The sequence below is a fragment of the Mesorhizobium sp. P3_A9 genome (assembly GCF_056402975.1).
Genome location: NZ_JBFUGJ010000016.1, coordinates 39,788 through 46,247, shown reverse-complemented (window position 1 = coordinate 46,247; position 6,460 = coordinate 39,788). Strand labels below are relative to the sequence as shown.

7 protein-coding genes are annotated in these 6,460 nt (G+C 65.1%); 3 read left to right on the top strand and 4 right to left on the bottom strand.

The window, feature by feature from the left end:
- The first annotated feature begins 154 nt into the window (after positions 1-154).
- Positions 155-1,138 carry a threonine/serine dehydratase gene (locus AC1DX0_RS05185; RefSeq protein WP_477219037.1) on the top strand — a complete coding sequence of 328 codons (984 nt, stop codon included), beginning with the start codon at positions 155-157 and terminating at the stop codon, positions 1,136-1,138.
- Positions 1,139-1,182: 44 nt separating this feature from the next.
- On the opposite strand, the gene AC1DX0_RS05180 is transcribed toward AC1DX0_RS05185, so the two are convergent.
- From AC1DX0_RS05180 to AC1DX0_RS05165, 4 genes are read right to left on the bottom strand one after another with little or no spacing between them, the layout of a single operon-like run.
- Entirely contained in the window at positions 1,183-2,319 is a 1,137-nt protein-coding gene (locus AC1DX0_RS05180) for an ABC transporter permease (RefSeq protein WP_477354488.1), read from the bottom strand.
- Positions 2,316-3,236, bottom strand: coding sequence for an ABC transporter ATP-binding protein (locus AC1DX0_RS05175; RefSeq protein WP_477219039.1), 921 nt, complete (start codon positions 3,234-3,236; stop codon positions 2,316-2,318). Before AC1DX0_RS05175 ends, AC1DX0_RS05180 begins: the two co-directional genes overlap by 4 nt.
- The gene (locus AC1DX0_RS05170) at positions 3,233-4,186 is read right to left on the bottom strand and encodes an HlyD family secretion protein (protein WP_477219040.1); all 954 of its coding nucleotides are present in this window, start codon (positions 4,184-4,186) and stop codon (positions 3,233-3,235) included. The genes AC1DX0_RS05175 and AC1DX0_RS05170 overlap by 4 nt, the downstream gene beginning before the upstream one ends.
- Positions 4,183-4,920 carry a CerR family C-terminal domain-containing protein gene (locus tag AC1DX0_RS05165; RefSeq protein ID WP_477219041.1) on the bottom strand — a complete coding sequence of 246 codons (738 nt, stop codon included), beginning with the start codon at positions 4,918-4,920 and terminating at the stop codon, positions 4,183-4,185. The genes AC1DX0_RS05170 and AC1DX0_RS05165 overlap by 4 nt, the downstream gene beginning before the upstream one ends.
- Before the next feature lie 90 nt (positions 4,921-5,010).
- On the opposite strand from AC1DX0_RS05165, the gene AC1DX0_RS05160 reads away from it, so the two are divergent.
- Together AC1DX0_RS05160 and AC1DX0_RS05155 are read left to right on the top strand one after the other, a co-directional pair.
- Positions 5,011-5,484 carry a CYTH domain-containing protein gene (locus AC1DX0_RS05160; protein WP_477354485.1) on the top strand — a complete coding sequence of 158 codons (474 nt, stop codon included), beginning with the start codon at positions 5,011-5,013 and terminating at the stop codon, positions 5,482-5,484.
- Complete coding sequence (locus AC1DX0_RS05155) at positions 5,481-6,422, top strand: CHAD domain-containing protein (protein WP_477219043.1); 942 nt, start codon at positions 5,481-5,483, stop codon at positions 6,420-6,422. The genes AC1DX0_RS05160 and AC1DX0_RS05155 overlap by 4 nt, the downstream gene beginning before the upstream one ends.
- The last annotated feature ends 38 nt before the right edge of the window (positions 6,423-6,460 follow it).

Here is a 6,460-nt window from a genome sequence, read left to right as displayed (position 1 = left end):
GGAGATGCCCGGCAGGGCAGAGGGGGGTGTGACGGCCGTGACGCTGGTGCCTCGCTCACGTCGCCAACTTTGTAACGGTCACATTTTTTCATTGGTGCGCAACGTGCCTTTGCGGGCATCATGAGAAGACACCCTCTCTTTTGCTGGACCTCGCATGACCGCCACCACCCCTCCCGGCATCGCCGACATCCATGCCGCCGCAGCCCGGCTTTCCGGCCTGATCGTCGAAACACCCCTGATCGAATCGGCTGAGCTGAACAAGCGCTTCGGCGGGCGTATCCTGTTCAAGCCTGAGACGCTGCAGCGCACCGGTTCGTTCAAGTTCCGCGGCGCCTACAACAAGCTGTCGTCGCTGAGCGAAGAGGAACGCAGCCGTGGTGTCGTCGCCTTTTCCTCAGGCAATCATGCGCAAGGCGTCGCTGCTTCGGCCGCCATGTTCGGCGTCAAGGCGGTTATCGCAATGCCTGCCGACGCGCCGGCGATGAAGATTGGCAATGTCCGCAAGATGGGCGCGGAGGTGGTGCCGTTCGACCGTTTTCGCGACGACAGGATGACCGTGGTTCGCCCCTATATCGAAAGGGGCATGGTGCTGGTGCCGCCCTTCGACGATCCGGCCATCATTGCCGGGCAAGGCACGATCGGCCTCGAGCTGATGCGACAGGCCAGGGCGTTCGGTGTCAGCCTCGATGCCGTCGTCATTCCCTGCGGTGGCGGCGGCCTGTCGAGCGGCATTTCGGTCGCGGTCAAGGATGCGTCGCCCGGCACCGATGTCTGGGCGGTCGAGCCCGAGCATTTTGACGACACGCGCCGCTCGCTCGCCGCCGGCGCCCGGGTTTCGAACGAACCGGGCTACAGCTCGATCTGCGACGCGATCCTGACCGCTGAGCCTGGCGCCATCACTTTCGAGATCAACCGCAAAAACCTCGCCGGCGCCATTGCCGTTTCCGACGGAGCGACCGCGCAGGCGATGCGCGACGCCATGGCCTATCTGAAGCTGGTGGTCGAACCCGGCGGCTGCGTCGCGTTTGCCGCGCTGTCTTCGGGCGAGATCGAACTGTCCGGCAAATGCGTTGCCGTGGTGCTGTCAGGCGGCAATGTCGATTTCGGCACCTATGCCGAGATCATGGCGGCCGCCTGATCGCAATTCCGGACGGAAACCGTTCCCACTTTCCTGGAACAGCCCTAGTCCAGCGTGCGCCTGAAGCGTAAAAGCGCTGTGCCCGCGAACACCAGCACGAACACGACCAGCCAGCCGATCTCGGCGGCGATGGCATGGAAGTCGGCGCCCTTCAGCATGACCGCGCGGGTGATGCGCAGGAAATGCGTCAGCGGGAAGATTTCGCCCAGCGCCTGGGCCCAGCCCGGCATGCCGCGATARGGGAACATGAAGCCSGACAASAKSAKCGACGGCAGGAAGAARAAGAAGGTSAGCTGCAKCGCCTGCATCTGCGWGCGGGCSATGGTCGAGATGGTATAGCCGAGCAGCACCAGCGACAGCACGAAGACAAGCACCGACGACAACAGCAGCGTCAGGCTGCCGACGAACGGGATATCGAACAAAAGCTTCGCCGCCACCAGCACCACCGCGACCTGCACCGCGCCGACGACAAGGAAGGGCAGCACCTTGCCCAGCATGATCTCGGCCGGGCTGGACGGCATGGCGAGCAGGTTTTCCATCGTGCCGCGCTCGGTTTCGCGGGTCAGCGCCATCGCGGTCATCATCACCATGGTCATCTGCAGGATGACGCCGAGCAGGCCGGGCACGATGTTGTACTGCGAAATGCCTTCGGGATTGTAGCGCTGGTGCACCACCACTTGCAGCTGCTGCCTGGCATTCTCGGCGGCAGCGGCCTGCATGCCCTGGGCGCGCAGCAGCGCCTGGCTCGCCACCTTGCTCAGCGTGGAAATGGCGCCGCTCGCCGCCGACGGATCGGTCGCGTCCGCCTCGATCAGGATCTGCGGATTGTCGCCGCGCTCGACACGGCTGGCGAAGTCGGCCGGGATGGTGACGACGAAGGAAACGTCGCCCCGCGCCATCAGGAATTCCGCCTCTTCGGCGCTCGCGGTCACATGGTCGAAACGATAGTAACCCGTCACCTGCAGCGCGGAGACCATGGCGCGCGTATACTGGTCGTTGCTCATCGCCACCAGCGCCGTCGGCAAACCCTTCGGATCGCTGTTGATGGCAAAGCCGAACAGAACCAGCTGCAGCAGCGGCACGCCGAGCATCATGGCGAAGGTGATGCGGTCGCGCCGCATCTGGATGAATTCCTTGATCAGCAGCGCGCCGAGCCTGGCGAAGGAGAAGATGCTGTTCATGCCATATTGTCCTTCGACCCCGACATGAACTGGATGAAGACGTCCTCCAGGCTGGTTTCGCCCGGTGCCACCGTCACGCCCTTGTGCTCCTTTTCGACATCGGCAAGCGCTGCTTCGAGCTTCTTCCTGTCGGAACCGACGACATGCAGCGTGGCACCAAACGGCGCCACCTGGTCAACGCCGGGGCGGCCCTGCAGTTCTTCGGCCACCTTGGCGAGCTGCGGACCCTGCACCACGAAGGTGGTCAGGCCGGCGTTTTTCACCACCTCGGCGACGGTGCCGGTGGCCAGCATCTTGCCGTAGGAGATGTAGCTGATGCGGTGGCAGCGCTCGGCTTCGTCCATGTAGTGGGTGGAGACCAGCACGGTCAGCCCGCCGCTGGCGAGGCGATGGATCTCGTCCCAGAACTCGCGTCGCGCCTTCGGGTCGACGCCGGCCGTCGGCTCGTCGAGCAGCAGCAGCTTCGGCTTGTGCATGATGCAGGCGGCCAGCGCCAGCCGCTGCTTCCAGCCACCGGACAGCGTGCCGGCCAACTGGTTGCGGCGCGAGGTCAGGCCGAGCTCTTCCAGCGTCCTCGCAACGTACTCGCCGACCGGCCTCAACTGGTAGAGCCGCGCCACGAATTCGAGGTTCTCGCCGATGGTCAGATCCTCGTAGAACGAGAATTTCTGCGTCATGTAGCCGACTTCGCGCTTGATGCTGAGCGAGTCGGTGCGGATGTTGAAGCCCAACACCGTGCCTTCGCCCTCATCCGGCGTCAGCAAGCCGCACATGATGCGGATGGTTGTCGTCTTGCCTGAACCGTTGGGGCCGAGGAAGCCGACGATCTCGCCTTCGGCGACCGACATCGTCACATGGTCGACGACGGTCTTGTCGCCGAAGCGCTTGACCAGGCCATGAACGTCGATGGCGTTCATTTTGTCGTTTCCGCAAGATCGACGTCGACGATCTGGCCGGGCTGCAGCAGGCCGGCATCGCCTTCCGGCCGCGCCTCGACGAGATAGACCAGCTTCTGGCGGTTCTCCAAGGAATAGATTACCGGCGGGGTGAATTCGGGATCGGGCGAGACATAGCTGACGCGCGCCTTCACGTCCGAACCGCAGCCGTCGCAATGAACGCTGAGCAGGCTGCCTATCTTGACCGAGGAGAAGGCGGCCTCCGGTATGTAGACGCTGAGCTTCACCGCGCCGTCAGGCAGCATCGAGATGACCGGCGCGGTCGGGCCGGCGGTGTCGCCGGGATTGCGGATGACGTCGTTGACGCGGCCGGGCGAGGGTGCCTCCAGCACCCGTTTCGACAGCCGCCATTGCGCTTGCTCGAGCGTCGACTGCGCCTGCTTGACCTGGTTGTCGGCGGCCTTGATCGTCTCGGGCCGCGCCGGCAGGCCGCCGACGGCGAGATTGGCCTCGGCCTGGCCGACCTGGGCATTGGCGGTCTCCAGCGTCGCCGAGGCGGTGTCGTAGTCGGCTTGCGTGCCGGCGCCACGCTTGAACAGATCGGCGGCGCGGTCGTATTTGCGCTTGGCGTCGGCCGCCTGGGCTCTCGCCATGTCGACCTCGGCCTTGAGCACGGCGATCTCTTCCGGCCGCTTGCCGACCTGCAGGTCGGCAAGCTGCGCCTGCGCCTGCGCAAGGCCGGCTTCGGCTTGTGCCACCGCGATCCTGGCGTCGGCGCTTTCCAGCGTCACCACGGGCGTGCCCGGCGTGACGCGATCGCCGCGCTTCACGGTAACCGTATCGACCTGTGCCACCTCGATGGGCGCCAGCAGCACATAGTCGCCTTCGACATAACCGACGGCGAGCGGAGCGGCGGGCGCACAGGCACCGAAGAGCTGAGCGGCAAGCGGTAAGGAGCAGAGGAAACTCATTGTCTTGGTCCTCTTGGGGGTTTTGATCCCAGTGGGGGTTTTGATCCCGTTCGGGCGGCCAGTATGGCGCTGAGATTGTCAGATACGGCGGACACCACCTTGGCCGCCTCGGCAGCGCCGATGTCGTGCCAGCCCATGCGGCGCATCACCGCCTCGCGGCCGATGCGGAAATAGATGACCTGGCCGATCAGCGTGAACACGGTGAGCCGGGTGCGCTCGCTTTCGGCCGGCTCGCCGGTCGCCTGCTCCCAGAGCTGGCACAGCCGGCGATGCGTCGGCTCGAACACGCCGTTGTAGATGCGGTCGAGCGCCGCCGTCGGATGCGAGAGTTCGCGCAGCACGAATTGCACGATCTCACCGGCCTGCGGCTGCGCCAGGATGAAGCTGCCCATCCGCTCCAACGCCGCGAACAGCTGCGCGCGCGCCGCCTCCGGATCGGGCGCGGACTGACCGCTGCCTGGCACCTGGCCGGCGCCCAGTGCCTGGCCAGCGACCGCCTGGATGGTCTCGACGATAAAATCGGCGGCAGCGGCGCGAAGGCCTTCCTTGCCGCCGAAATGATAGGCGATCGAACCGATATTGGCTTGCGCCTCGGCCGCGATCTCGCGGGTCGAGGTGCCGTCGAAACCCTGCCGCCCGAACAGTTTCAGCGCGGCGCGGACGAGTGCGGCGCGGGTGAGATCCGCGGGCGACGTCTCGCGGCGGGGATTTTTGGGGTCAGGCAATTTGATCATGATTGAACTTTAATCAATCGATTGATTAAAGTCAACTTGTGTTCGCTTCTGTCTTGCCATCGCCCACGGCAAACGCTTTAGTGCCCGGCCATGGGCAAGGAAGTCGAGCGCAAGTTCCTGGTCTCCAGCACCGCGTGGCGGAGCCTGGTCGAGGTGGATATCCGCATTCTCCAGTTCTATCTCGCCACCGCACCTGGGCGAACCGTCCGCATCCGCATCAGTGACGGCGCTTCCGCCAAGCTTACGCTCAAATTCGGCAGCGGCGCGCGTGAGCGTGACGAGTTCGAATATCCGATCCCACTTGGCGAGGCGGTAGAGATGCTGGATTTCGCCATCGGACGTGTCATCGAGAAGACACGTCACCATGTTAGGCATCGCGGCTATCTCTATGAAGTCGATGTCTTTGGCGGTGCACTCGCGGGACTTGTGGTGGCCGAACTCGAGACTCCGGAAGATGTGCCGGACGAAATGCTGCCTGACTGGCTCGGCCGTGAAGTSACCGGCCAGCAGAAATTCTACAACGCGTCGCTCGCCCTYGGGGGGRTWCCGGAGATCGCCGCATGAGCTTTCGCATCGACCCGCGCCTGCCGCTGACCGGCGAGGTCAGGCGCATCCTTGCCGAGGAAATCGGCAAGGCACTCCAGCATCTGGATGCGGCGCGCAGCCGGCCGGAACAGGGGCTGCACAAATGCCGCAAGCGGCTGAAGAGCGCGCGTGCCTTGCTGCGCTTGGTTCATTCCGGAGACGAAACATTCTGCACGACGGAGAACCAATGCTATCGCAACGTGGCGGCGCTGCTTGCCGGCCCGCGCGAGGCGACGGCGCTGATCGAGACCGTCGACCGGCTGGCGGCAGCTTTTCCCAGGGACAGCGCCGATGGCGGGCTCGATGCCGTGCGCGACAGGCTGATCGCCCGTCAGCACGATATGCATGAAGGCGCCGGCCTCGAAGCGGCGATCGGCGCGGCGACAGCCGCCTGCGAAGACGGCATGAAGCGGATCGAAAGCCTGGCCTTGCCCGACCAGCCGGAACAGGCGGCCGACGTGCTTGCCGAAGGCGCCCGCGTCACTCTGCGCCGTGCCAGGAAGGCACTCGACAGGGCCGGCGCGCGCGGCGAGGCCAATGATTTCCACGATTTGCGCAAGGCGGCCAAGACGCATGGCATGCACCTGTCGCTGCTGGGCAGGCTGTGGCCGACGCCGATCAAGGCGCGGCGCAAGGCCGTCGATGAGCTGGGCGAACGGCTCGGCGACCTGCATGATTTGTTCGTCCTGCGCGCGCTGCTCGAGGCGGACGGCGAACCGCTTGGGCCGCACGAGGACACAAAGCTTCTCGGCAAGCTCCTGAAGCGCTCGGAAAAGAGCCTGCGGAAATCCTGCCTTGCCGAGGCCGCCGAGCTGTTCGGCGACAGCCCCAAGCACGCGACGAAGAAGCTCGCCCGCAAGGCGCGCGATGATCTTGCCGGCGCGTCTGCGGAGGATTTGGCCACCGCGGCCAACTGATGTCTCAGCTTCTCCCGCGACGGGAGAAGGAAAGGCGG

Bases quoted from the DNA above. Each gene is read 5' to 3' on its own strand.
- AC1DX0_RS05185 (WP_477219037.1), top strand. From the start codon at position 155: ATGACCGCCACCACCCCTCCCGGCATCGCCGACATCCATGCCGCCGCA.
- AC1DX0_RS05175 (WP_477219039.1), bottom strand. From the start codon at position 3,236: ATGAACGCCATCGACGTTCATGGCCTGGTCAAGCGCTTCGGCGACAAG.
- AC1DX0_RS05155 (WP_477219043.1), top strand. From the start codon at position 5,481: ATGAGCTTTCGCATCGACCCGCGCCTGCCGCTGACCGGCGAGGTCAGG.
- AC1DX0_RS05165 (WP_477219041.1), bottom strand. From the start codon at position 4,920: ATGATCAAATTGCCTGACCCCAAAAATCCCCGCCGCGAGACGTCGCCC.
- AC1DX0_RS05170 (WP_477219040.1), bottom strand. From the start codon at position 4,186: ATGAGTTTCCTCTGCTCCTTACCGCTTGCCGCTCAGCTCTTCGGTGCC.